Origin of the sequence: Pseudoalteromonas sp. CH_XMU1449-3, from assembly GCF_037027245.1 — a bacterium.
GTDB classification, from domain to species: domain Bacteria; phylum Pseudomonadota; class Gammaproteobacteria; order Enterobacterales; family Alteromonadaceae; genus Pseudoalteromonas; species Pseudoalteromonas shioyasakiensis.
The window spans coordinates 61,342-88,076 of the sequence record NZ_JAYMDY010000012.1 but is presented as its reverse complement, the minus strand read 5'-3'; the positions used below and the strand labels follow the sequence as shown (position 1 = coordinate 88,076).

24 protein-coding genes are annotated in these 26,735 nt (G+C 41.9%); 17 read left to right on the top strand and 7 right to left on the bottom strand.

Going from position 1 to position 26,735, the window contains the following annotated elements; translation table 11 throughout:
* The first annotated feature begins 96 nt into the window (after positions 1-96).
* Positions 97-1,596: an NAD(P)H-hydrate dehydratase gene (locus WA256_RS15165; protein ID WP_335992559.1), complete on the top strand. Its 1,500-nt coding sequence runs from the start codon at positions 97-99 to the stop codon at positions 1,594-1,596.
* Between the two features lie 25 nt (positions 1,597-1,621).
* Here the strand turns inward: WA256_RS15165 and WA256_RS15160 are convergent, their stop codons facing one another.
* Positions 1,622-2,071 (bottom strand): response regulator, encoded by a 450-nt coding sequence (locus WA256_RS15160; protein WP_130167205.1) that lies wholly within the window; start codon positions 2,069-2,071, stop codon positions 1,622-1,624.
* A 200-nt stretch (positions 2,072-2,271) separates the two neighbouring features.
* Here WA256_RS15160 and WA256_RS15155 point away from each other — a divergent pair, with 200 nt between their 5' ends.
* Positions 2,272-3,000, top strand: coding sequence for an XRE family transcriptional regulator (locus WA256_RS15155; protein ID WP_165385106.1), 729 nt, complete (start codon positions 2,272-2,274; stop codon positions 2,998-3,000).
* A 9-nt stretch (positions 3,001-3,009) separates the two neighbouring features.
* Here WA256_RS15155 and WA256_RS15150 read toward each other — a convergent pair whose 3' ends face one another.
* The 5 genes from WA256_RS15150 to WA256_RS15130 form a co-directional block, all read right to left on the bottom strand.
* Positions 3,010-5,352 carry an ATP-binding protein gene (locus WA256_RS15150; protein ID WP_130167207.1) on the bottom strand — a complete coding sequence of 781 codons (2,343 nt, stop codon included), beginning with the start codon at positions 5,350-5,352 and terminating at the stop codon, positions 3,010-3,012.
* Entirely contained in the window at positions 5,349-5,981 is a 633-nt protein-coding gene (locus WA256_RS15145) for a biliverdin-producing heme oxygenase (RefSeq protein WP_248529526.1), read from the bottom strand. Before WA256_RS15145 ends, WA256_RS15150 begins: the two co-directional genes overlap by 4 nt.
* Before the next feature lie 226 nt (positions 5,982-6,207).
* A complete protein-coding gene (gene groL / locus WA256_RS15140; RefSeq protein WP_062566647.1) occupies positions 6,208-7,854 on the bottom strand; it encodes a chaperonin GroEL in 1,647 nt (548 codons plus the stop codon).
* 51 nt (positions 7,855-7,905) lie between these two features.
* Positions 7,906-8,193, bottom strand: coding sequence for a co-chaperone GroES (locus WA256_RS15135; RefSeq protein WP_036973362.1), 288 nt, complete (start codon positions 8,191-8,193; stop codon positions 7,906-7,908).
* 143 nt (positions 8,194-8,336) lie between these two features.
* Complete coding sequence (locus WA256_RS15130) at positions 8,337-8,813, bottom strand: FxsA family protein (protein ID WP_054552425.1); 477 nt, start codon at positions 8,811-8,813, stop codon at positions 8,337-8,339.
* A 162-nt stretch (positions 8,814-8,975) separates the two neighbouring features.
* Between WA256_RS15130 and cutA the strand changes: the two genes are divergently transcribed.
* The 15 genes from cutA to WA256_RS15055 all read left to right on the top strand — a co-directional run bounded on the left by cutA (position 8,976) and on the right by WA256_RS15055 (position 24,630).
* Positions 8,976-9,296: a divalent-cation tolerance protein CutA gene (cutA, locus tag WA256_RS15125; RefSeq protein ID WP_054552426.1), complete on the top strand. Its 321-nt coding sequence runs from the start codon at positions 8,976-8,978 to the stop codon at positions 9,294-9,296.
* Positions 9,296-11,122 carry a protein-disulfide reductase DsbD gene (locus WA256_RS15120; protein WP_335992552.1) on the top strand — a complete coding sequence of 609 codons (1,827 nt, stop codon included), beginning with the start codon at positions 9,296-9,298 and terminating at the stop codon, positions 11,120-11,122. Before cutA ends, WA256_RS15120 begins: the two co-directional genes overlap by 1 nt.
* A 348-nt stretch (positions 11,123-11,470) precedes the next feature.
* The gene (gene aroQ / locus WA256_RS15115; protein ID WP_062566645.1) at positions 11,471-11,923 is read left to right on the top strand and encodes a type II 3-dehydroquinate dehydratase; all 453 of its coding nucleotides are present in this window, start codon (positions 11,471-11,473) and stop codon (positions 11,921-11,923) included.
* A gap of 30 nt (positions 11,924-11,953) precedes the next feature.
* Positions 11,954-12,418, top strand: a complete 465-nt coding sequence (accB, locus tag WA256_RS15110) for an acetyl-CoA carboxylase biotin carboxyl carrier protein (RefSeq protein WP_335992550.1) — start codon at positions 11,954-11,956, stop codon at positions 12,416-12,418.
* Between the two features lie 23 nt (positions 12,419-12,441).
* Positions 12,442-13,782: an acetyl-CoA carboxylase biotin carboxylase subunit gene (accC, locus tag WA256_RS15105; protein ID WP_054552430.1), complete on the top strand. Its 1,341-nt coding sequence runs from the start codon at positions 12,442-12,444 to the stop codon at positions 13,780-13,782.
* A gap of 142 nt (positions 13,783-13,924) precedes the next feature.
* Positions 13,925-14,398, top strand: coding sequence for a tRNA (adenosine(37)-N6)-threonylcarbamoyltransferase complex ATPase subunit type 1 TsaE (gene tsaE / locus WA256_RS15100; RefSeq protein ID WP_335992547.1), 474 nt, complete (start codon positions 13,925-13,927; stop codon positions 14,396-14,398).
* A 66-nt stretch (positions 14,399-14,464) separates the two neighbouring features.
* The gene (locus tag WA256_RS15095; RefSeq protein WP_335992579.1) at positions 14,465-15,772 is read left to right on the top strand and encodes an N-acetylmuramoyl-L-alanine amidase; all 1,308 of its coding nucleotides are present in this window, start codon (positions 14,465-14,467) and stop codon (positions 15,770-15,772) included.
* Between the two features lie 23 nt (positions 15,773-15,795).
* Positions 15,796-17,640 (top strand): DNA mismatch repair endonuclease MutL, encoded by a 1,845-nt coding sequence (gene mutL, locus WA256_RS15090; protein ID WP_332394108.1) that lies wholly within the window; start codon positions 15,796-15,798, stop codon positions 17,638-17,640.
* 15 nt (positions 17,641-17,655) lie between these two features.
* Positions 17,656-18,573 carry a tRNA (adenosine(37)-N6)-dimethylallyltransferase MiaA gene (miaA, locus tag WA256_RS15085; RefSeq protein ID WP_082710980.1) on the top strand — a complete coding sequence of 306 codons (918 nt, stop codon included), beginning with the start codon at positions 17,656-17,658 and terminating at the stop codon, positions 18,571-18,573.
* Between the two features lie 80 nt (positions 18,574-18,653).
* Positions 18,654-18,917 carry an RNA chaperone Hfq gene (gene hfq / locus WA256_RS15080; protein WP_054552435.1) on the top strand — a complete coding sequence of 88 codons (264 nt, stop codon included), beginning with the start codon at positions 18,654-18,656 and terminating at the stop codon, positions 18,915-18,917.
* A gap of 17 nt (positions 18,918-18,934) precedes the next feature.
* The gene (gene hflX, locus WA256_RS15075) at positions 18,935-20,224 is read left to right on the top strand and encodes a ribosome rescue GTPase HflX (protein ID WP_054563491.1); all 1,290 of its coding nucleotides are present in this window, start codon (positions 18,935-18,937) and stop codon (positions 20,222-20,224) included.
* 91 nt (positions 20,225-20,315) lie between these two features.
* Positions 20,316-21,482: an FtsH protease activity modulator HflK gene (gene hflK / locus WA256_RS15070; protein WP_054563492.1), complete on the top strand. Its 1,167-nt coding sequence runs from the start codon at positions 20,316-20,318 to the stop codon at positions 21,480-21,482.
* Between the two features lie 5 nt (positions 21,483-21,487).
* Positions 21,488-22,366, top strand: coding sequence for a protease modulator HflC (hflC, locus tag WA256_RS15065; protein WP_062566639.1), 879 nt, complete (start codon positions 21,488-21,490; stop codon positions 22,364-22,366).
* Positions 22,367-22,591: 225 nt separating this feature from the next.
* On the top strand, positions 22,592-23,905 hold the full coding sequence (locus tag WA256_RS15060) for an adenylosuccinate synthase (RefSeq protein ID WP_054552439.1): 1,314 nt from the start codon (positions 22,592-22,594) through the stop codon (positions 23,903-23,905).
* 116 nt (positions 23,906-24,021) lie between these two features.
* Positions 24,022-24,630: a tetratricopeptide repeat protein gene (locus WA256_RS15055; protein ID WP_054563494.1), complete on the top strand. Its 609-nt coding sequence runs from the start codon at positions 24,022-24,024 to the stop codon at positions 24,628-24,630.
* A 50-nt stretch (positions 24,631-24,680) separates the two neighbouring features.
* Here WA256_RS15055 and WA256_RS15050 read toward each other — a convergent pair whose 3' ends face one another.
* Positions 24,681-26,540, bottom strand: coding sequence for a cation:proton antiporter (locus WA256_RS15050; protein WP_130167212.1), 1,860 nt, complete (start codon positions 26,538-26,540; stop codon positions 24,681-24,683).
* Between the last annotated feature and the right edge of the window lie 195 nt (positions 26,541-26,735).

Below are 26,735 nucleotides of genomic sequence, written 5' to 3'. Positions count from 1 at the left end.
GGCGCGTAATGTAAGTTACGCGCCGTTTTTTTATGCCTCATTGACTGCACTCATCTGTACTTATATGCTGATTAAAAGGCCAATTTAAGGATAGATATGTCAGTTGTTCTCTCGCAGTCAGTATTTTTAGCAGAGCAAGTTCGTGACCATGAAGGACCCGCAGCTAAGCGCTCTGGCGTTACCTTGTATGAGCTTATGGAGCGAGCAGGGCAGGCGACTTATCAGCAAGCTATCAGCTATTTTCCTAAAGCAAGTACATTCGTTGTGTTAGCGGGCGTTGGTAACAATGCCGGTGATGGTTATGTTGTTGCTCGCTTAGCTAAACAAGCGGGCAAACAGGTTACGGTTATTGCAGCAATATCTGATAAACCTCTTAAAGGTGATGCGCTCAGTGCTCAGCAAGCTTGGCTTGACGCCGGAGGAGCAATAACCGCTGATGCCAGTGCTATTGAGCAAGCAGATATTATTATTGATGGCCTGCTTGGCACTGGTATCCAAAGCAAAGTGCGCGAGCCCTATTCAACCTTGATTAAAGCAGCTAACGAAAGCCAAGTGCCGATAGTTGCTATTGATCTCCCCTCAGGCATACATGCCGACACAGGTGCCGTACAAGGAGTCGCAATAAAAGCCGCACTCACTGTGACTTTTGTGGGGGTTAAGCAAGGTTTAGTGACAGGGCAAGGTCGGGCACATGCAGGGACATTAGAGTTCAATGATTTAGGTATTGAAGATGCCTTTTTAAAACAGACATCACCCACGGCTGAGCTTATCAATTATCTGAACCAAGCTAGGCTTCCTGAGCGCGATAACAACAGCCATAAAACCAGCCATGGTAAATTGCTGTGTGTTGGTGGTAATGCCGGCACTGCAGGCGCTATTCGTTTAACTGCAGAGGCAGCGCTTCGCACCGGTGCGGGTATGGTCAAAGTGTATACCCATAGTAGCTCTATTCTACCAGTGAGTATTGGCCGGCCAGAACTAATGGTGACAGATACAAACCTGATTAGCGCCCTAGAGTGGGCAACCTGTGTTGCTATTGGCCCTGGACTTGGTCAAGACACTTGGTCGGAAACAACCTTTGAAGCAGTAATGCAGTATTGCTTTACTAATAACAAGCCACTGGTTATTGATGCAGATGCACTTAATTTAATGGCTCAGCATGCTTCGTCATTCCCATTAGCTAATACAGTTATCACACCACACCCCGGTGAGGCTGCAAGGTTACTTAACTGTCGCGCTAGCGATATTGAAGAAAATCGCTTTCATGCAGTAAAGCAGCTCGCACGAAGCTATACCACTACTTGTGTACTCAAAGGTGCTGGCAGTTTAATTGCTGATAATAACCAAACATGGGTGTGTACCGACGGTAACCCTGCACTTGCGGTTGGCGGCAGTGGCGATGTATTAACAGGTATCATAGCGGCATTGATCGCACAGGGGCTTACTCCTCAGCAAGCAGCTTGCTTGGGCGTAATCTTACATGCAAAAGCCGGAGATATTGCCGCAGAACGTGAAGGCGAAAGAGGCATGTTACCGAGTGATTTATTTATCGTTGTAAGGAGGTTGATAAAAGAGTTGGCAAGTAGCACTAATTAGGGTCTGTAAGGCGAAATGTTTCGCCTTAGTCTAACACTATCCTAGCTTGAACAAGCCAGTATTGAGTGAGCATTTTCATTGAATCAACTAAATCATAATAGCTAGAAGGCTTGGTCATAAAGGCGTTCGTACCTAAGCTATAACATTGCTTAATGTCAATTTCTGAATCAGAAGTTGTAAAAATAATGATGGGGATATGGCGGTAAAGCTCCGATTTTTTTAGTTCAACTAGCGCTTCTTTTCCACCCTTTCGTGGCATGTTTAGATCTAACAGAATAAGGCTAGGTAGAATTTTGTTTTTATCTAGCGACTCAAGTAATTGCATGCCGTCATCAACAAATTGAATTTTATTTTCATCGACATTGTTTTCAACAAGGGCATCTCGGATGAGCTCTTGATCATCGAGATCATCATCCGCAACTAAAATATAGCTCACAGAGCGTAATTTTTTGGTAAATAATTTGTCGTTAAACATTACTAGCTCCTGATTTCATCAAATGTAGCTCACCTATTCCATGTAGATACTTTTTAATAAAAACAACAAATTAAATAATTAGTTACTTGAGTAGTATATACTTTAGTTAAGCAAGTGTTATATTAACTTTCTTATACCCATAATACAAACATAAGTTTATTAATAATCTAATGTCATTAAATCATACTAGTACGAACAGAGTGACAGCTCTACGCGAAAATTTGAACCTTTCTCAACAAGAGTTTGCCGATAAAATAGGTATAACTCAGGGGGCGTTATCACAGTTGGAGGCTGGCAAGTCGACCCTGTCTCTCAGTACTATCACTAAAATCAGCCAAGTGTTTAATGTCGATTGTAACTGGCTTATTTTAGGTATTGAGGGGTATGATGAATCGAACTTTCAGAGTTATCAAAAAGCCTTAGAGACTTCATTTATCCCACTTGTTAATGAAGAAGCTCACGCTGGATATATAGAACAGTGTAGTGATGAAGGCTATATTAAAACTCTGGATGTTTATAAAATCCCAGGGTTTGAAAATGGTAATTATCGTCTATTCGAAGTTGAAGGCGATAGTATGATGCCAACTATCCGCCCTAGAGAAACGCTGATCACTGAGCAGGTCAAGGATATTAAGCAGTTAGAGAATGGTTCGGTATGTGTTGTTGTCACTAAAGATGGCATTGTAGCTAAACGTCTCTTTAGCCATAACACAGACCCTATCAGTTACTTATTTAAGAGTGATAACCCTGAGTACAAAACATATTCAATTCAGGGAAGTGATATTCTAGAAATCTGGCGTGTAAAAGCAAAAATAAGTTCAATAACAGATCAAGATTCACAGATTCAAAGTCAGCGTTTCCAGTCTATTGAAAATGAAATTAGACAACTTAAAGAGCATATTAGTAGACTGTTACCGCCACAATCGTAGCGGTAACAACTAAAGCTGACTTAGTTTTATGTCTCTTAGTGGTAAGTTAACGTAAAACTGAGAGCCTTCATTGATATTTGCTTCTGCTGTAATTGTTCCATGGTGCCGTTCTACTATTTTCTTACAAATAGCCAAGCCTAACCCTGTTCCTTCGTATGCTTGTTTAGAGTGAACCCGTTCAAAAAGGTTAAAGATTCTGTCTTTAAACTCGTTATTAAAACCTATTCCATTATCAATGACAGCGATAACAATATGCTCGTCTGTTCGCTCAACTGACTTAATCCCTATGATGGGTGGTTGATGTGGGTGACTAAATTTAAGCGCATTAAGAATTAAGTTTTGAAATAAACGCTGGATTTGTCGTTTATCACCATAGATTTCACCGATATCTTCTATATGAAACATCGCTGACTTATCAGCTATAATTAGCTCAAGGTCATCAAGAATATCATCAAAAACATCTTGTGCTGAAAAGCTACGAAACTCTTCGCCTTTTCGATTGATTCTAGAAAAGCTCAATACTCCTTTGATAAGTTTTTGCATTCTTTCAGCAGAGTCCATCATACGTGAGATATAAGAAGCGTTTCTTTCCCCAATTAGTTCTTTAGAGTTTTGTAGGCGATCGCCGAACATCTGTATTTTTCGTAAGGGCTCCTGTAAATCATGAGACGCAACAAAAGCAAAACGTTCTAACTCTTTGTTAGACTCTTCAGATTTTCTAAGTGCGATTTCAAGGTCTAGCTCAGCCTGTTGTCGAGTGAGTATTTCCGACTTTAAAGCGGCGGTTCGCTCATTAACTTTAGTTTCTAGTAAGTCGTTTAACTTTTTAAGGCGCTCAGATTTTTCGATAACATGATTAACCAGGTGATTGCGAAACTTTATAGCGCAAGATATTTCGTTTGCCTTCCAAGGTGAGCATTTATTACGTACATTTTCTTGCCATAAACGAAACGAACTACGAGGCATAAGGCGATGACTACCGTCGTCAAGGAATTCGATTATCTTTTCAGGTTTCCCTCCCCAATTTTTTGTTTCAATCACCTCTTTACGAAACCACATAATAAATAGGTTTTCATTAGTAGAAACAGGCATAGCTAGCACGCCGCTAGCAATATTAGCAAACTTATTAAATTCAGCATTCTCATTAGATAAATGATGGTTATGATATAGAAGCTCATCTTCTAAGTGGTTGCTTTTTAACCATTCAAATAAATGGTAAATATCATCATTTGCGGGTACATCGCCAAAGCTTTCAATATCTTTTTCTAGCCGCCATGCAACACCATCAGCACTTAGCATGCTGAGTAAAGCTGGAACTTGTTTACGTAAGCCATCAATAAAAAAGACTTCTTCAGACATATGCTCTGCTATTTCTGCACTGATGGCGGTGGCTTTAGCTTCTTGAATTGCTTCGATTGATTGTGTTTTAAGGGATATAATATATGAGAGCATCAATCCCATATATTGTGCAACTTGTCGTGCTTCAAATGGGACGACATGGCTTGTATAGTGGTGACAAGCAATTAAGCCCCATAATTTACCAGCAATAATAATACTGATAGACATTGATGCTTTAACACCCATATTGCGTAAATATTGACAATGAATGGGGGATACACTTCTGATTATACATGTGCTTAAATCTACCGGCTCGTCATGTGGGTAGATTGGTGATACTTCAGCATCAACATCTGCAAGTAACCTTATAGGATTACGCAAATATAAAGCGCGTGCTTGCTTTGGAATATCTGACTCAGGAAAGTGTTGGTGTAGAAATGAGTTTAACTCATCTTTTTTGGCTTCTGCTACGACTTGGCCATTATATTCATGGTCAAACTGATAGAGCATAACGCGATCAAAACCGGTTAAGCTACGGACTTCTTCTACTGCCGTTTCGAATGATGAGCTTAGCTCTTTTTTGTCAGCTATTAGGTGAAGAGATTGCTTCATCAAGTAATTCATCGGGTCAATACTTGAGTGCTCTTTCTTTGTATCAAACTCAAGTTCAATGAGTAAATATTTATCGTTACGAGAAATAGCCCCTTTAATAGAGGTCTCAGACGACTTCCCTTTTAGCTCAATCTTGAGTGGGTTGATAGCATGAAAGTCTTTTTCAGCTTTATTTTTCTCTATGATATTAGATGTATTTGCTTCAAAGAAATTAGTTATATGTGAGCCTACTAAGCGATCTTTTTGTGTATCTAAAAGCGATAAAATATTTTCGCTGAAATAACATATTTTGAGTGTTTCAGGATCAACAACTAGCAAAAACCCATGCGGTTGGATGGAGCCTGGAATATGAATGGGTTCTTTATGACAATTGTCTAATGAGACTTTAAATGTATTGCTCAATTTATATCTCCAAGTGCTTGAGAGATTAAGCTAAATGCCTCATTTGCCCCCAATAAAATGTCATCTGTCGAGTTTGGGTATTGGTTATGATACTGTTTTAGTGCGTGGATATACTCAGCCCACTTTTGCTCCCTAAGCTCACCATAACTATAAAAAAAATGGATCCCTTCAAGCTCATTTATCCATTTATGCTTTTTAAGTGCTTTATAAATGTGACCTCCACCCATGGTGGCTCCCTCCATTACATACATCATTCCGAATGCATGGGACACATTGCAGATATTTTTTAGATCATCGTGTTTATAAAAATTAACAGATGGTGCGTCTTGAGATGCTTGTAAGTAAGCAATATCTTGATTTAACCAGCTCAGTTTACTGCGGCCAACAAGCAGTTGTTTTGTGGTACTAAAGGTTGATATAGCACCCTCCATAATAGAGTAGCTACTATGCATTGCGATTAAAATTTTTAAATACGATTGTTGGGTCATATTTTTATCGAACAATACAGCACCTAGTTGTTTTTCTACACGAGAGTGAAAGAGGTCGGTACTATTTTTTATAAAAGTATGAATATTACTTTGATCGCTGTCGCAAGCTATTTCGGTGGCGTTTGATAAAGCTGAACCCATTGTTATCCTGAACGTATTTGGTGCATTCGAGTTATAATCACACCAGTATATACTTAGGTACAAGTATGTAAAATATAAAATTAAGCAGGATTATGAAAACTACTATTTACCGAAGGTTCAAATGACTTGTCTAATTAGAAGTTCTTTGTTTATTTAAAGAGTAAGTAAATGAAAGCAAAAAACCCAGCCGGAGCTGGGTTTTTTAAGCGAAGTGCTTGGGCAATAATTACATCATGCCGCCCATACCACCCATGCCGCCCATGCCGCCCATATCTGGAGCAGCTGGCTCATCTTTCGGGATTTCAGCAACCATTGCTTCAGTTGTGATCATTAGACCCGCGATTGAAGCGGCGTACTGAAGTGCAGAACGCGTTACTTTAGTTGGGTCTAAGATACCCATTTCGATCATGTCGTTGTACTCGCCTGATGCTGCGTTGTAACCGTAGTTACCTTCACCGCCTTTTACTGAGTTAACAACAACAGATGCTTCGTCACCTGCGTTAGTTACGATTTGACGAAGTGGTGCTTCCATCGCACGTAGTGCAACTTTAATACCGTGGCTTTGGTCTTCGTTGTCGCCAGCAAGTTCAACAAGTTTGCTTGCTACGCGAACTAGTGCAACACCACCACCTGGTACAACACCTTCTTCAACCGCTGCGCGAGTTGCGTGTAGTGCATCTTCAACGCGGTCTTTCTTCTCTTTCATTTCGATTTCAGTTGCTGCGCCAACTTTGATTACTGCAACACCGCCAGCTAGTTTAGCCATACGCTCTTGTAGTTTCTCTTTATCGTAGTCAGACGTCGCTTCTTCGATTTGTGCTTTGATTTGTGCAACACGACCATTGATGCCGTCTTCTTCGCCTGCACCGTCGATGATTGTTGTATCATCTTTAGTGATCACAACGCGCTTCGCTGTACCTAGGTCTTCGATTGTCGCTTTTTCTAGCTCTAAACCGATTTCTTCAGAAATAACAGTACCACCTGTTAATACTGCGATGTCTTGCAGCATTGCTTTACGACGGTCGCCAAAACCAGGAGCTTTAACCGCAGATACTTTAACGATACCGCGCATGTTGTTCACAACAAGTGTTGCAAGTGCTTCACCTTCAAGGTCTTCAGCAATGATAAGTAGTGGCTTGCTAGCTTTAGCAACAGCTTCTAATGTAGGTAGTAGCTCACGGATGTTAGATACTTTTTTGTCTACAAGCAGAATGAATGGGTTGTCTAGCTCTACAGCGCCTTTTTCAGCGTTGTTGATGAAGTATGGAGAAAGGTAACCGCGGTCAAACTGCATACCTTCAACTACGTCTAGTTCGTTTTCTAACGACTGACCTTCTTCAACAGTGATAACGCCTGAATCACGGCCTACTTTTTCCATTGCTTCTGCAATGATGTCACCGATTTCTTTATCAGAGTTAGCAGAAATAGTACCTACTTGTGCAATTGCTTTAGTGTCTGCACATGGAACAGAAAGTGCTTTAAGCTCTTCAACTGCCGCAGTAACTGCTTTGTCGATACCGCGCTTAAGGTCCATTGGGTTCATACCCGCTGCAACTGCTTTTAAGCCTTCGTTTACGATAGCTTGCGCTAATACTGTTGCAGTTGTTGTACCATCACCAGCAGCGTCATTCGCTTTAGACGCTACTTCTTTAACCATTTGTGCGCCCATGTTTTCGAACTTGTCTTCAAGCTCGATCTCTTTAGCTACAGATACACCGTCTTTAGTGATTACTGGCGCGCCGAATGATTTGTCTAATACAACGTTACGGCCTTTAGGACCTAAAGTTACTCTTACTGCGTTTGCTAAAATATTTACGCCAGTTAGCATTTTGCCACGTGCGTCACCTGCAAAAAGTACTTCTTTTGCTGCCATGATTAAATTCCTCTTAAATTCTGTAAACGGGTTGCTAAACGAAAAGTAGGATTAGCCTACAATGCCTAGAATGTTATCTTCACGCATGATCAGGTACTCTTGACCTTCGATCTTTTCAGCTTTTTCAACATAAGAGCCGAACAGCACAGTGTCACCGGCTTTAACTTCTAATGCTCTTACTTCACCGTTGTCTAAAACACGGCCATTACCAACAGCGATAACTTCTCCGCGAGTTGATTTTTCAGCTGCAGAGCCAGTTAATACAATACCGCCAGCAGACTTAGTTTCTTCTTCTAGACGCTTAACGATGACGCGATCATGTAAAGGACGAATGTTCATTTATTTAGTTCTCCTAACAGTTTCTGAACAGTACAGAAAAAATCTTGTGTTATTGCAGGGGAGTGCTAAGCCACCCGTTGCGTTTCATTGCCTTCATTAATGGGGGTGGCTTAAAAAAATCCAAGTACAAAAATTAAAAAATTTTAATCTTTTCGCTCAAATTCACCATCAATAGTTGTAGGTTGATGGTTTGGCTCTTCATGAGTGGTTGTTTTACTATGATATTGGAAGTGTGCAGAGCCTTGATTTGCCTGCGAACTCATACGCACAGTCGCTTGGCTGGCAAGTCCTGCAGCCAGTTTGTTGCGGATTGCTGGCGTAAGTAGTAAAAAGCCAAAGAAGTCAGTCATGATGCCTGGTGTCATTAATAAAACACCGGCGATAATGACACATAATCCAGTAAATAATTCTTTTGCAGGCATTTGCCCTTGTGCCATTTGTAATTGCACGTTTTGAATCGCGCCCATACCTTGCTGCTTCACTAATTTTGCACCGACAATCGCGGTCACAATTACAAGCGCTATGGTGGCAAAGCCGCCGATCACTTCACTCACTTGGATGAGTAACGCGATCTCCACAATCGGCACTAAAATAAATAACAAAAACAAAAATCTAAACATAACGCTCTCTAAAAAATGTCATTCTCTTTCGAGTCAGTGAAATATAAATTGGGGTGAGCAGGTCATTTTTCAAGACGGAACCTAGGATCACCTTGCTCGCTACACATTATAGTTACTATCGGATACTATGGTGCGACTCACGTAATCAAATAAAGGTTCCTTATGACTACGCATTTTCGACTTATTTTTACTACTTGTGCAAATGAGGCTGAAGCCCGTCAGTTGGCACAACATCTAGTTAAAGAAAAGCTAGCTGCTTGTGTGAACATTTTGCCTACTATTGAATCTATTTACATGTGGGAAGGCGAGGTGACTCAAGCTATTGAGAGTAAGTTACTGATCAAAACTAAGTCAGAAAAAATGAATGAGGTGATCCAAACTATCAAGAAATTGCATAGTTATGAGGTGCCTGAAATTCAGGTCGTTGATGTGGCTACAGGCAATTTAGCCTATTTTAATTGGATGGATGAGGTACTTAATTAATGCGATCGTTCCTTTTATTACTTTGTGCATTGTGGCTAATGCCAGCAAGCGCAAGTAATAACAATTTACTTGGAAATCTACTACAACCTGCGGAGCAAACATTTCTCCCAGTTGATCAGGCTTTTGTTTTCGATTTTGACCAGCAAGGCAAAACCTTATTTATTGGCTGGGATATTGCGCCTGATTATTACCTTTATAAGAAGAAAGTCGAAATTATTGCCAAAGGCGCAGATATTGAAATTCCTGATCTTGGCAAGGGCGTGATTATTGAGGATGAATTTTTTGGTAAGACCGAGGTATTCTTTGATTCGTTAAGTGTGGTTTCTAAGCTTAGTAACGTCACAGAAGGTGCGGTTGTTAAAGTGCGTTTTCAAGGCTGTGCTGAGGCGGGGTTATGTTATCCGCCAGAAGTTAGAACCATTCCTTTATCTTTGATTGCAGGTGAGCAAGTATCACAGGCTGCAGATGCGGGGAATGCATTGGCTGCATTAACACAAGCAGCCGATACTAATGAAGCGTCATCAGCCCCTTCTCAAGAACTTTCAAAACCAGCTGGTGAGCAGTCATATACCGATAAGCTGGCATCGCAAGGTTTACTAACTAACCTAGTAATCTTCTTTTTAGTTGGTGTTGGTCTTGCCTTTACGCCATGCGTATTCCCAATGTTTCCGATTTTGTCGAGCCTTATAGCGGGTCAGCAGAATTTATCGACTAAAAAAGCGTTCTCGCTGTCGTTTGTATATGTACAAGGTATGGCCGTTACTTACGCAGCACTGGGCTTAGTGGTTGCATCATTAGGTGGGCAAGTACAAGGGTATTTACAGCATCCTACTGTACTAATTAGCTTTAGTATCTTATTTGTATTATTGGCAATGTCGATGTTTGGCTGGTACGAAATCAAATTACCTAGCGGCATGATGAATAAGCTCACTCAGGTTAGTAACCAGCAAAAAGGCGGCAACTATGTTGGCGTATTTATGATGGGTGTATTGTCTGGTTTGATTGCCTCACCGTGTACAACAGCACCATTGTCAGCTGCTTTACTTTATGTGGCGCAAAGTGGTGACTATCTTGTCGGTGGTTTAACACTTTATGTGCTCAGTTTAGGCATGGGCTTACCGTTATTATTACTGGGGACTTCTGGCGGTAAATTACTACCAAAAGCCGGTGGTTGGATGGAGCAAGTGAAAACCCTATTTGGTTTCATTATGCTAGTTGTACCACTTATTCTGCTTGAGCGTATTGTTGATATTGAAATCATTTGGTTAATGGCGGGTTTATTAGCTCTTGCTACAGCGCTTTATTTACACCATTGGCAAAGTGGTCAATCACAAGGCAAGCTAAAAACAGCATTGTGGTTTGCTGCAACCTTATTGGTTGTGACTGGGGCGAGTTTAACGAAAAATTATTTTTGGCCTAGTAAAGCGGTGGTTGCTGAAGCTGCTGTACAAACTCATGGTTTTAGACAAGTTGCTAATCTAAGTGAATTAAAAGAAGAAATTGCACAGGCAAGTAGCGAAGGGCGCTTAGTAATGGTCGACTTATATGCCGATTGGTGTGTTGCGTGTAAAGAGTTTGAGCATTACACGTTTCCTGACGCTAAAGTGCAAGAGCAATTTGCTCACTTTGAGTTAATTCAAATCGATTTAACACAAAGCGATGCAAAAACCATAGAGCTAATGGAAGAATACACGGTATTCGGTTTACCGAGCATTTTGTTCTTTGACAGCCAAGGTAATGAGCTTTTAGAGCAACGGGTAACAGGCTTTTTAAATGCCAAAGACTTTGCAGAACATTTAGCAAAAGTTCGAAATAGCGCTAAATAAACGCAAACGTGCAAGAAAATAGCAAAACGCCACTCATCTGAGTGGCGTTTTTGTATCTGCATCGTAAAAAATACTTATTTTAAGTGAAAAATGGCAAATTCACTGATTGAAGCTCAATTAATCAGCAGGAAAACGCTTAGAATGACACTGTTGTGTGCCTTGCTATGCTTGACTTTGCCACGAATAGGGAGTGATTAGACCAGTATTTTGCTGCTATTTACGTCGAAATATCTATAATAGGTGGTTAACGTGAGAAATAGTTGCTATTTTACATCAGTACGCTTAGGTTAAGCGTGGGTTTATGATGAATATGGTTAAACTGCTTACTTATAGGATATATCGCGTATTATGGCTGCAAAATTCAAACTTTTAGTTCTAAATGGGCCAAATTTAAACATGCTTGGCAAGCGTGAACCAGAAAAGTACGGTACTCAATCTCTTGATGAGATTATAGCTGAACTTAGTCAGGTTGCTGCCGGTCTCAATGTTGATTTAACGCATTTCCAAAGTAACAGTGAAGCTGCATTAATAGAACGCATTCACGATGCATGGCAAACGGTTGATGCAATTATTATCAACCCTGCTGCATTTACGCATACAAGCGTAGCCTTACGGGATGCATTACTTAGTGTAAACATTCCCTTTTACGAGGTGCATTTAACTAATGTGCATGCTCGAGAAGCATTCCGTCATCATTCGTATTTTTCGGATGTGGCACAAGGCGTCATTATTGGATTAGGAGCAATGGGTTATAAGGTGGCACTTGAAGCTGCTGTTAGCCGGTTGCAAAACACACATTAATTTTTAAATAACTAACAGGCGGGTCGTTCAATGGATATTCGCAAGATCAAAAAACTTATCGAATTAGTAGAAGAATCTGGTATTGCTGAATTAGAAATCACTGAAGGTGAAGAGTCAGTACGCATCAATCGTAACAATATGTCTGCAGCACCTGCAATGCAGTATGCACCACAACAGTTTGCAGCACCTGCGCCAGCAGCGGCACCAGCTCCAGTAGCAGAGGCTCCAGCAGCAGAAGCGGCTGCTCCAGCTGCACCGACTGGCCATCAAGTTAAATCTCCTATGGTTGGCTCATTCTACTCAGCGGCTTCTCCAGAAGCATCACCATACGTAGAAGTAGGTTCTAAAGTAAATGTTGGCGATACGTTATGTATCGTTGAAGCAATGAAGATGATGAACCAAATCGAATCTGATAAAGCAGGCACAGTAAAAGCTATCTTAGTTGAAAATGGCGAGCCAGTAGAATTCGATCAACCTTTATTCATCATTGAATAATAGCGCAACAAAAGGCCAACTCTATGTTAGATAAAGTAGTCATTGCAAACCGAGGTGAAATTGCACTTCGCGTACTGCGCGCCTGCAAAGAGCTTGGGATCAAAACTGTTGCTGTGCATTCAACGGCAGACCGTGATCTTAAGCACGTGTTACTGGCAGACGAAACAATTTGTATTGGTAAACCAGCAGCCACTGAAAGTTACTTAGATATTCCGCGCATTATTGCAGCGGCAGAAGTAACAGACGCAGTTGCTATCCACCCAGGTTATGGTTTCCTTTCTGAAAATGCAGACTTTGCTGATCAAGTTGAGCAAAGCGGCTTTGTATTTATCGGTCCTAAAGGCGACACAATTCGTTTAATGGGTGACAAAGTTTCTGCAATCGAAGCGATGCGTAAAGCCGGTGTACCTTGTGTACCAGGTTCTGATGGCCCATTAACGGCAGACAGTGAGCGCAACATTCAAATCGCTAAGCGTATTGGTTACCCTGTAATCATTAAAGCAGCAGGCGGCGGCGGTGGTCGTGGTATGCGTGTTGTTCGCAGCGAAAAAGAACTGATTGATTCAATCGCTCTTACTCAGCAAGAAGCAAAGCAGTTCTTTGGTAATGGCATGGTTTACATGGAAAAATTCCTTGAAAACCCTCGTCACATCGAAGTTCAAGTACTTGCTGATGGCCAAGGCAATGCAGTTCACTTAGGTGAGCGTGATTGTTCAATGCAACGTCGTCACCAAAAAGTTGTTGAAGAAGCGCCAGCACCAGGTATCACAGCTGAAATGCGTAAGTTCATCGGTGACCGTTGTACTCGTGCATGTATCGAAATTGGTTATCGCGGTGCAGGTACGTTCGAATTCTTATACGAAAACGGCGAGTTCTATTTCATCGAAATGAATACCCGTATTCAGGTTGAGCACCCAGTAACAGAAATGGTCACTGGCGTTGACTTAATCAAAGAACAGCTAAAAATTGCAGCTGGCCAGCCATTATCATTCACACAAGAAGATGTGGTTATTCGTGGTCATGCAATTGAGTGCCGTATTAATGCGGAAGACCCAGACACCTTTATTCCATCACCAGGTAAAATCACGCGATTCCACCCTGCTGGCGGTTTAGGTATTCGTTGGGACAGCCACATCTACGCAGATTACACAGTACCACCTCATTACGATTCAATGATTGGTAAGCTGATCTGTTACGGTGAAAACCGTGATGTAGCTATTGCTCGTTCACGCAATGCGTTAAACGAATTAGTGATCGATGGCATCAAGACCAACACACCACTGCACAAGAAAATCTTGGCAGATGAGAACTTCCAAAACGGTGGTACAAACATCCACTACCTTGAGAAGAAACTAGGTCTGTAAACAAAATTCTGTTTAAGCTAAAAAGCCGGCAACTTTGCCGGCTTTTTTTTGTCAAATTAGGCATAAGAGCGGCTCTCGCCTTACAAAATTATTCTGGTATGATTAACAAAGTAATGTGTTTTTAGTTTTTCATGAGGTAATAATGACCGACAGTGTTGGTTTTCCACTCGCTGATGAAGTAGCAACGGTTAATATGGGTAAGCAACTTGCAACCTTAATGGAGCAAGGAGCAGTCATCTATTTACATGGTGATTTAGGTGCCGGTAAAACGACATTAACCCGTGGTATCGTGCAAGGTTTCGGTCATCAAGGTAAGGTTAAGAGTCCAACTTATACACTGGTTGAGCCTTACCAATTAGCTAAAGCTGATGTCTATCACTTTGATTTATATCGCTTAGGTGACCCTGAAGAACTTGAATATATGGGAATTCGTGACTATTTTTCACCACAGGCTATTTGTGTTGTGGAATGGCCTGAAAAAGGCGGCGAATTTATTCCAACACCGGATCTTGATATCACCCTACGCTATGAAGGCGAGGCGCGTGCCATTGCAATTAACAGCTTAACCGAACGTGGTCAGTCAATTGTTCAGCAACTTAAGAGCGCGCAAGAATAAACATATAAAAATAAAGGTGTATTAGTAAAAATGGGTCGTTGTACGTTTAAACTATTAACTACTTTGATGTTATTGGTTGTGAGCCAAATTGCGCTTGCACAAAATACTATTAATAGCGTACGTGTGTGGCCTTCACCTGACAGCACTCGTGTGGTCTTTGATTTAAACGATAAACCTGATTTCAGCTATTTCATGCTGAAAAATCCAGCTCGTTTAGTCATTGATTTAAAAAATACCGACAAACTAGATAGCTTGCCTGCTATTCCTAAAAAGCATCAGATTGTTTCAAAACTGCGTTACTCAAAACCTAAAGACAGCAAAAGTGTGCGCTTTGTTTTTGAGCTAGCCCGTGCCAGCAAACCAGTGGTATTTGCTTTACTGCCTACCGATCCATACAAGCATCGTTTAGTGGTTGACCTGGTTGATAAAACACCGAAGGCAGAGCCTGTTGTTTCGACTAACACCAATGTGAAAAAGCGTGAGCTTCATCAAGAGCGCGATATTGTTATTGCCATTGACGCAGGTCATGGTGGTGAAGATCCTGGTTCAATTGGTCCCTCAGGCACTTATGAAAAAGATATTACGCTACAAATAGCGAAGCGCTTAGAGCGAATGATTGATGCTGAAAAAGGCATGATTTCGCGCATGGTGCGCCGCAGTGACTACTTTGTAAATTTAAACACCCGTACTAGCATTGCCCGTAAGAAAAAAGCTGACTTCTTTGTGTCGATTCATGCGGATGCCTTTACCAGCCCGCAACCAAACGGTGCCTCAGTGTGGGTGCTATCACTACGCCGTGCAAATTCAGAAATTGGTAAATGGATTGAGGATAAAGAAAAACACTCAGAGCTTTTAGGTGGTGCAGCTGGGGTATTAAAAGATACCGCAAGCGAAAAATATTTAGCGCAAGCACTGCTAGATATGTCGATGGATCACTCGATGAAAACAGGCTTTAGTGTCGCGGAAGAAGTGGTCAGCGAATTACGAAAAGTGGCTAAAATGCATAAGAAACGCCCGCAAGCGGCGAGCCTTGCAGTATTAAAGTCACCAGATATTCCGTCTATTTTGGTTGAAACAGGGTTTATTTCGAATCCACGCGAAGAGCGAATGCTAAAAACGGCGCAGCATCAGGAGCGCTTAGCTAAAGCAATTTTCACCTCGATTAAAAATTACTATATGCAAAACCCGCCAGATGACTCGCTATTCGCTAAGTTAAAATCGCAGTTTCCGACTAAGCACAAAGTTCGCCCTGGTGAATCGTTAAGTATTTTAGCAAGCAGATATAACACCTCGGTGAGTAAGCTAAAAACGGCCAACAACTTAAAATCGAATACCTTGTTCATTGGTCAAGAGCTTGATATTCCTCAAAGCTAGTCAATTTTCGTGTTAGGAACACTATGAGTATAGAAATACTACCCGCGCGATTGGCTAACCAAATTGCTGCGGGTGAAGTGGTTGAACGCCCAGCATCCGTTGTTAAAGAGCTGGTAGAAAATAGTTTAGATGCTGGCGCAACGCGCATTCAAATAGATATTGAGCGTGGTGGTCATAAGCTTATTCGCATTCGCGATAATGGCTCTGGCATTAATAAAGATGAGCTAACATTAGCCTTGTCGCGCCATGCTACGAGTAAGCTTAAGTCACTCGATGACCTAGAGAACATCTGTTCACTTGGCTTTCGTGGTGAAGCGTTAGCATCAATTAGTTCTGTTTCTCGCTTAACCTTAAGCTCAAAGCCAAAGCAGCAAGAGGCTGCATGGCAAGCGTTTGCTGAAGGTCGCGATATGGCGGTGCAGATTAAGCCAACCGCACACCCTGATGGCACTACCATTGAGGTGAAAGACTTATTCTTTAATACCCCTGCGCGCCGTAAATTTCTTCGCACCGAGAAAACCGAGTTTTCACATATTGATGAGCTCATAAAACGCATTGCGCTGAGTCGTTTTGATGTTTCTATCACCCTGACCCATAACGGTAAAGTAGTGCGCCAATATCGTGCTAAACCAAACCCTGAGCAAGCAATAGCGCGTGTCGCTCAAGTTGCTGGTAAAGCGTTTAGTGAACAGGGGCTACATATTCAATCAGGTGAGGCCGGTTTGATGCTGCGAGGTTGGGTATTACCCGTGGGCTCAACTAATAGCACGCAATATACCTATGTGAATAATCGCATGATGCGCGATAAACTCATTCTGCATGCAATTCGCCAAGCCTTTGAAGAAGTCGCAGGCTCTGAAGAGCTACCAGGTTTTGTCATTTATATTGATATTGACCCACGTCAGGTCGATGTAAACGTGCACCCAGCAAAACATGAAGTGCGTTTTCATCAAGGCCGTTTAGTGCATGACTTTATTCTACAGGCAATAAAACAAGTGGTGGTGCCGCTTCAGCACGAAGCTGGTTTTACAGAGCATAATGACACTGCTTTTCAGCATGCTCCGTTTGATGAGGCGCACTCAAGCAGCACACAGCCAAGTTTTACTCAATCAGCGCCAACAGAGCAGTATGATTACCCTAAATCTGAATTACAGCCGACACGTTCAGCGAGTTATTCAGGGGCAACAGGAGCAGGGCGCTCTGGCGGTGGGTTTAGTAGCGACAGTCAAGGTCGCAGTAAAACATCGCACCAAGATGTCAATGCATTTTATCAAGGGATCAGCGAGCAACATGCTGCGCATTTTGACCAAGTACGCCCTGAACCAAGTGTTACAGCACCGGTTGTAGAGCAAGCAAAACTTGCCAAGCTTATTCATGTACGAGAAGGCGAGTGCGTATTTAGTGAAGACAACCAACTCTTTGCTGCGCACTTTAAGCATGCATTAGCACTCGACTGGCAAGCGCACGTAGAGCAAGCAGGTAGCCTTGATGGCAAAGCCTTGTTGTTACCTGTGCGAGTAAATGCAAGTGCTGATGATATTCGTGCTTTAAATGCTCAGCAGTCGTGGTTTACATTACTTGGTTTTGATTTAGTCATTGAAAAACAGTTTGTGATGGTGAAAAAGCTTCCGCCTTGTGTCTATTTACTTGATGTAAGTGATGCTATTGAGCGACTTATTGCTGGCTGTAAAGCCTCACCAAGTTCACTCGATGAATGGTTAGCTTGGTTAGCTCAGCAAATCCCAGCACGCTATTACGCAAGCCAAGCCTTTTTGGAGCAAGTGGCTCGGTTAGAAAATAATCCACAAACTATGCAACGTTTACGTCAAAAAGCAGTTAAAATAGAACTATCTCAGTTTTTAAACTAAGCAAGGTATTTAGGCTTGAATAACTTACCCGTCATTTTTTTAATGGGACCAACCGCTGCAGGGAAAACAGATTTAGCAATTTCTTTGTGTGAGCATTTAAACACAGAAATAATCAGTGTTGATTCAGCATTAGTCTATAAAGATATGGACATCGGCACCGCAAAGCCAAATGCCGAAGAGCTTGCTCGTGCGCCACATCACTTAATTGATATTATCGACCCAGCAGATAGTTATTCAGTGGCAGATTTTCGCCGTGATGCAATTGAAAAGATTGATCTATTTCATCAGCAAGGTAAAGTACCTGTATTGGTTGGCGGTACAATGATGTATTTTAAGTCGCTTATTGATGGCTTATCACCGTTACCAGAGGCATCACCTGAAGTACGTGCTGAACTCGAAAAGGAAGCAAAGCAGTTTGGCTGGCCACATTTGCACAAAGAACTTGTGAAAATCGATCCTGATGCAGCAAAAAAAATGAGCGAAAATGATTCGCAAAGAATTAATCGTGCATTAGAAGTGTATCGTATTACAGGTAAAACAATGACTGAGCTGCAAAAACAAAAGCAGCCTGAGCTTCCTTATACTTTCCATCAATTTGCCATTGCACCTGATGATCGCAGTGAATTACATCAGCGAATTGAGAAAAGGTTTAAAATAATGCTCGATCAGGGGTTTGAAAATGAAGTTTCATCCCTATATAAACGTAAGGATTTACACCCAGACCTGCCTTCGATTCGTTGTGTGGGTTATAGACAAATGTGGGATTACATTGCTGGCGAAATTGACTATGATGAAATGGTCTTTCGTGGTATTGCAGCCACACGGCAGTTAGCCAAGCGACAACTCACTTGGTTAAGAGGTTGGCCTGAAGTAACTTGGTTGACCACGGGTGATGAAGAAAACTTGCAACGTGTAGTAAGTTCGCTAAGCTAGTAGTAGCTGGAAGTTTTTTAGCTTTGTTAAATTAGTTCAGCTACTTAATTATAATAACACCTAGAACGAAGGAAAATAACATGGCAAAAGGCCAGTCGTTACAAGACCCATTTTTAAATGCGTTACGTCGTGAGCGCATTCCAGTATCAATCTTTTTGGTTAATGGCATTAAATTGCAGGGTAAAATCCAGTCATTTGACCAATTTGTTATTTTACTTGAAAACACCGTAAATCAAATGGTGTATAAACACGCTATTTCAACTGTTGTTCCAGCGCGTTCTGTTAACTTCCAAGGCGTTCAAGGAAGTGATGATTCAGAAGAGCAAGAATCTGGAAATTTTTAAACTTAGGAGCGTAATGCTTGTTTGACCGTTATGAAGCCGGCGAACAGGCAGTTTTAGTTCATATCGACTTACCTAAAGAGGGGGATCGCGAAGATCTTCACGAATTAGAGTTGTTGGTATCTTCTGCTGGTGTTAGTAGTTTGGCGATTGTGCAAGGCAGTCGTCAAGCACCACATCCGAAACTTTTCGTCGGGACCGGAAAAGCAGAAGAAATCGCTGAAACTGTCAAAATCCACAATGCAGATGTCATCATTTTCAACCATCAACTTAGCCCGTCACAGGAACGTAATTTAGAAAGCGTTTGCCAGTGCCGCGTTCTTGATCGTACGAGTTTGATCTTAGATATTTTTGCGCAGCGAGCGCGTACTCACGAAGGTAAGCTTCAGGTTGAGTTAGCTCAGTTACGCCACATTTCTACTCGCTTGATCCGTGGTTGGACCCACCTTGAAAGACAAAAAGGTGGGATAGGTTTACGTGGTCCGGGTGAAACCCAGCTCGAAACCGATAGACGATTACTGCGCGCAAGAATTAAAAACATTCGTGCCCGTTTAGATAAAGTGGCTGTTCAACGTGAGCAGGGACGACGTGCGCGTACGCGAAATGAAATCCCAACGGTGTCACTGGTAGGTTACACCAATGCGGGTAAATCAACGTTATTTAACCGTATTACAGACTCAGATGTGTATGCTGCTGACCAGTTATTCGCAACCCTAGATCCAACCTTACGTAAGTTGGATATCGGCGATATAGGTCCAATTATTTTAGCTGATACGGTAGGTTTTATTCGTCACTTACCACACGACCTTGTTGCAGCATTTAAAGCAACCTTAACAGAAACCCGTGAAGCTGATTTACAGCTACATGTTATCGATGTGGCAGACCCTCGTCGAAAAGAAAATATTGAGCAAGTACAGTCTGTTTTAAAAGAAATCGAAGCAGATGAAGTGCCGCAATTATTGGTTTATAACAAAATTGATGCGCTAGATGACGTTGCGCCACGTATAGATAGAAACGACGAAGGTCAGCCAGTACGAGTCTGGTTGTCGGCGCGCACAGGCGTTGGTTGTGAACTGCTAAGTGAGGCAATTAATGAGTTACTTGCCAAAAAGATGTTTGCTGATGAGCTAAAATTACCACCACAACATGGTCGTATTCGCGCAGCATTATTCAACTTAAATGCAGTTCATCAAGAGTGTTTTGATGAGCAAGGAAACTGGTTATTATCGGTACGCTTGCCAATGGCAGAATGGAATCGCTTGAAAAAAGAGATGGGACAAGACCTAGACTCTTTCGTAGTGACTGATTAAAAATCACCAGCATTTGTCTTTTTTAGTATGAGAAATGCTGTAGATTTGATAGATTTAACCTAATTCATTTAGATAACAATGGAGTATAGCTATGGCCTGGAATGAACCGGGTAATAATGGCAATGATAAAGATCCGTGGAATAATAAAGGCGGAAAAGATCAAGGCCCACCTGATTTAGACGAGGTAATGCGTAAGTTCGGCAACAAGTTTGGCGGTTTATTTGGTGGTAATAAGCCAGGTAAAAACGGCGGTGGACTTGGTGGCGCAGGCATTTCTTTCATCCTTATTATTGCCATCATTGTATGGGCATTAAGTGGTATTTACACGGTAAAAGAAGCTGAGCGCGGTATTGTTTTACAATTTGGGCAATACGATCGCATTGCAGAACCTGGCTTACGTTGGAAAATGACCTTCATTGAACGCGTGATCCCTGTTGATATCGAAGCGGTACGCTCGTTATCTGCTAAAGGTTTTATGCTTACCGAAGACGAAAACGTGGTAAATGTAGAGTTTGAAGTACAGTACCGTGTTATCGACCCACATCTTTACAAGTTCAGTGTTACTGATGCTGACCACAGCTTACAACAAGCACTTGATAGTGCATTACGTTATGTAATTGGCCACGTAAAAATGGACCAAGTACTAACAACAGGTCGTGAGTTAGTGCGTCAACAAACGTGGGATGAACTTAACAAAATCATCGAGCCATACAATCTAGGTATTATTGTAAGCGATGTGAACTTTAAAGATTCACGTCCGCCGGGTGAAGTAAAAGACGCGTTTGATGACGCTATTGCTGCACAAGAAGATGAAGAGCGTTTCATCCGTGAAGCAGAAGCCTATGCTCGTGAAATTGAACCTCGTGCCCGTGGTCAAGTTACTCGTATGACGCAAGAAGCAGAAGCGTACCGTGAACGTATTACATTAGAAGCACAAGGTGAGGTAGCGCGTTTTGAAAAGCTATTACCTGAGTACCAAGCTGCTAAAGAGGTAACTCGTAAGCGTCTTTACATCGATGCGATGGAAGAAGTGCTAGGTAACAGCTCTAAAGTGTTAGTTGATGTTGAAGGTGGTAATAACATGATGTATTTACCGCTTGATAAAATCATGGAAAAGCAAGGTACAGCAACGCGTGTTGCATTACCAAGCTCAAGTGATATCAAAGACCTTCGCAATAAAATAAACACGTCGCGTAACAGCACGGTAAATTCAAGCAATGACCGTTTCGCAACTGACCGTTTTAATGAGGGGAGATAAGCAAGATGAAAAATTTTAGTTTAGTAATACTTGCCCTTGCAGTTGTGCTGTCTTTCTCAGCGATTTTTGTTGTGCAAGAAGGCGAGAAGGCAATCGTACTGTTATTCAGCAAAGTTGAAAAAGACAGTGACGACAAGGCTGTAGTATACGGCCCAGGTTTACACCTAAAAGTGCCTTTCTTTAGCCAAGTACGTCGTTTAGATGCACGTATTCAAACGCTAGATGGTGCACCTGACCGTTTCGTAACAAGTGAGAAAAAAGACTTAATCGTTGATTCTTATGTTAAGTGGCGCATTAATGACTTTAGTGCATTCTACCTGCGTGCCCGTGGTGATAAGCAATACGCTGAAACACTACTCAAGCAAAAGGTGAACAACGGTCTGCGTACTAATTTCGGTTCTCGTACTATCAGAGAGATCGTTTCTGGTGAGCGTAGTGAGCTGATGGAAGAAGCATTAGTTCAAGCGTCTGAAAGTGCACAAGAGCTAGGTATTGAAGTACTTGATGTACGCGTTAAGCAAATTAACTTACCACAAGAAGTGAGTAGTTCAATCTTCCAACGTATGCGTGCTGAGCGTACTGCGGTTGCAAAAGAGCACCGTTCTGAAGGTCAAGAAAAAGCTGAAACAATTCGTGCAGAAGTCGACCGTCGTGTAACAGTAATGCTTGCAGACGCTGAGCGTAATGCACGAACAGTACGTGGTCAAGGTGATGCCGATGCAGCCGCTATCTATGCTAACGCTTATAACAAAGACGCTGAGTTCTTCGGTTTTGTGCGTAGCCTAGAAGCTTACAAAAACACCTTTAAAAATAAGCAAGACGTGATGGTGATTTCACCTGATAGCGACTTCTTTAATTATATGAAAGGTACAAAAGCACAGTAATTAATATTTGTGTGATGAAAAGCCCTGCTTTATGTAGGGCTTTTTTGTTTTTGCGCGTGATTAATTTTTATCCTGAACTATTTTATAAACCCCTGTTCTGCATGTAGTTGTTTAAGTAATTAAGAAGGTAAAAATTCATGCGCAGAAAAAATAAGCTAAACGGGGTGATCTTTCACCTCGTTTTCTGATAAAATCTCGTCCTAATTTTTTCTAAGTGAATTTGCAATGGGTAAAAACGTTGTTGTACTAGGCACCCAATGGGGTGACGAAGGTAAGGGTAAGGTAGTTGACCTCCTTACAGACAAAGCATCTTTAGTAGTTCGTTATCAAGGTGGTCATAACGCAGGCCATACTCTGGTAATCAACGGTGAAAAGACGGTTTTACACCTTATTCCATCGGGTGTATTACGTGACAATGTTAAGTGTGTGATCGGTAACGGTGTTGTTTTATCACCAGAAGCATTAATGAAAGAAATCGGCATGCTAGAAGAGCGTGGCGTACCAGTACGTGAGCGCTTATTAATCAGCGAAGCATGTCCATTAATTTTACCTTTCCACATTGCATTAGATTTAGCCCGTGAAAAAGCACGTGGCGATAAGCCAATTGGTACTACAGGTCGTGGTATCGGTCCAGCTTATGAAGATAAAGTAGCACGTCGTGGTTTACGTGTAGGTGACTTATTCAACCCTGAACAGTTTGCTAGCAAGCTTAAAGAAGTATTGGAATACCATAACTTCACATTAGAGCATTACTACAAAGCTGAACCAGTTGACTTCCAAAAGACATTTGACGATGCAATGGCTATCGCAGATATCTTAAAAGCAATGGTTGTTGATGTTACTGAGCTTCTTGATCAAACGCGTTTAGCGGGCGACAACATCTTATTTGAAGGTGCGCAAGGTACATTACTTGATATCGACCACGGTACTTACCCGTACGTAACATCATCAAACACTACAGCTGGTGGTGTAGCAACAGGTGCTGGTTTTGGTCCATTACACCTTGATTACGTGCTAGGTATTATTAAAGCTTACACTACACGTGTAGGTTCTGGTCCATTCCCTACAGAGCTTTACGACGGTCTTGATAAGCAAGATCCAGTTGGTAAGCACTTAGGTGACAAAGGTCATGAGTTCGGTGCAACGACAGGTCGTTTACGCCGTACAGGTTGGTTAGATGCAGTGGCAATGCGCCGCGCAGTGCAAATCAACAGCATCTCAGGTTTCTGTTTAACTAAACTAGACGTTTTAGACGGTTTAGAAACACTAAAAATCTGTACAGGTTACCAGTTAGAAGATGGCACAGTAACGAACGTTACACCATTAGCAGCTGAAGGTTATGAGAAAGTAACACCAGTATATGAAGAGATGCCAGGTTGGTCAGAAAACACAGTAGGTGCTACGTCAGTTGATCAATTACCACAAGCGGCACTTGATTACATCAAACGTATTGAAGAAATCACTGGTGTTCCAGTTGATATCATCTCTACTGGCCCAGACCGTGTAGAAACTATGGTATTACGCAGCCCGTTTGCATAATCGTCATAGTGACTGAAAAAAGAAGCTGCCTCGGCAGCTTTTTTTGTGCCCAAAATTCACTCTGGAATGATAATTGTATATTATTTGCTAAGACTGACTTTATTTAAGTGATTTTGATGCGTGTTTTATTGCCTTTAACATTACTCTTCTCAAGCCTAAGCATGGCTGAAGAGCCTATAACAGCTGTGCCTCTGTACACAGAGAGCGAGTTAATTGGCTTGATCAATAAAAATGCACACCTAGCACGTGTAAAGGCAGATGATTGCCAGTTAGTGCAAGATATCGAGGCACGAGCCAATAAAATGGCACTGCCATCATATCAGTTCCTGTATGGCGATATGCTAGCTTATGCTGTGTGTGTAGACCGTAATGTAGAGTTAGGGGTCTATTACATGCGTCAGGCTGCTCAACAAGGGCTAGGCGCGGCATTAGAGCAACTTGGTCGCTACTACGATGTAGGCCAGTTAGTGCAGCAAGATAAAGCGATGGCGGTAACCTATTTACGAGAAGCATCAGCCCAAGGCAACTTAAAGGCACAAATGCGACTGGTTAACCTATTTAATCAAGGTTATGGCAGCCCGCGCGATTATGAAGATGCCTACCGTTGGTTATTTCATTCAATGGTTGCCGATAAAGCAACTCACAAGAAAGTCGAAAATTTACTCGCTAAGCTTGCCGAAAAAATGCCAGACAGCGTCGTTGCACGCGCCCGTTTACCTATGTAAGCAAATAAAAATACATGCAAATAAAAAGGCCAGCTAATGCTGGCCTTTTTTTATTTCTCTTCTTTAGTTTCTTTTGGTTTGCCGTTGTTCGGGTCTTTTAGTACCGATAATTTAGGTGGCTGTAGTGCCACAATACGCTCACCTACTTGCGGTGTTTTTTCCATATTTGTAGTGAACGGGCGAATTTTAATAGGTGAATCGTCATCATCACTTTTCTCACCATTTAAAATAAACAGCGGGATAGCTTCGCTATTAACGTCTTTGTATTGCTCCCAACTAAACTCTTCAGAAATACGTGTTGCACTTACCTTGCCGCCTTTGGCAATTAAGCTACTTAAGCGCGCATAGGCGCCATTGTCGCCAAACAAAATTTGTCGCGATAAGAAGGTCGCACTGTCTTTATTTGCTTTAGCGTGGTTTGTTGAAGAACGCAGTGAAAACACATCTTTCTCGTCGAGGAAATGCGAGAAGTACTGAACGCCTAATGCGTTGTGGTGGCGGTTAGGCGAAAGCGCGAGTACGCTACGAATCGTCGTTAACGGTAAATAGCGCTCAGCATGCTCTGACTGCGGATTACCATAGTAACAAGGTAAGCCATCCATGCGTGCCATTTTGCAGTTCTCCCATGCAGGATCAGACAAGTGCACCGGAATGTTTTGATCTTTTAAGCCGCGTGCGATGGCTCTTGCTACATGGTTGGCACCAATAATCAAAATTGTATTTGGTGCAGGTTGGCGCACTTTTAACAGCTTTGCCAATGGTGTTGCCGTTAAGCTTTGTAGTACTACAGTGACAATGATCACTGTGAATATGAGTGGTACCATTTTTTCAGCATCGGCAATGCCAGCTTCCACCATACTTAACGCGAATACAGAGCCTACCGCAGCTGCAACAATACCTCGCGGAGCAATCCAAGCCAGCACTAAACGAGACTTGATAGGCAAGTCGGTTTTAAAAGTCGATATTGCAATACACGCTGGGCGAGCCACAAAAAGCACGATGGCTAAGAAAATAAACACATCGCTATGTAACATCATTAAATCTGATAGCTGTAGGCGGGCTGCAAGTAAGATGAATAACGATGAAATCAAGATCATCGAAAGGTCTTCTTTAAACTCAAGTACAGAGTCAATTTCAAGTTCGTCTTGGTTGGCAAGCCAAATACCAAACACGGTAACAGCGAGTAGACCAGATTCATGGCTTAGATGGTTTGAAACCGTAAAACTGATGAGTACTAAGGCAAGAATACCAAACTTGTGTAACTCAAACGGCAGCCATTCTCTACGAATAAGCAGCGTTGTAAGCCAGCCTGCAACCACACCAATGGTTAAACCTACACCGAGAGTTTTAAATAACGCGATAATGGTATGACTTAGTACTTCGCCTTGACCTACCAGCATGACAGCTTCAAAAACCAATACAGCAAACAAGGCACCAATAGGGTCTATTACTATGCCTTCCCAGCGTAAAATGCGGTCTATGTCTTGGTTTGGTCTCATAGAGTTTAATAACGGTGCAATAACCGTAGGGCCTGTTACAACAAGTACCGCACCAAGTACAGCGGCTACACGCCAATTAAGTTCTAGAATCCAATAGGCACTTAAACTTATCACCAAACAAGTTGTGATCATTCCGATTGAACAAAGGTTACGAACTACCTTGCCAATCCCTTTAAGTTCTCGAAAGTGCAGAGTGAGTGAACCTTCGAATAAAATCACTGCCACACTTAAAGAAACCACTGGGAATAATAAATCTCCCAACAATGCATCTGGTTCAAGTACGCCACTAAAAGGCCCGAGAATTAAACCTGTTAGTAGTAAAAATAAAATAGCCGGTACACGAAACGCCCAAGCTACCCATTGTGCTAATACTGAGCACAAGGCGATCCCTGCTATAAAAATTGCTGACATAGAATGAATTATCCTTTAGTTACTACAATTTAAAATGCCAACGCCTTAGATAATCGCGTCATTAGTTGCTGACATTATTAAAATAATGCTTGCCTATTAAAGCCTACTCACCGTCATGGATACAAGCAAACTCGTTGCTTCAAATACGATTTTAGTCGTTATTAATACTTTTTGGGTGTGTTTATGAAATTAAAC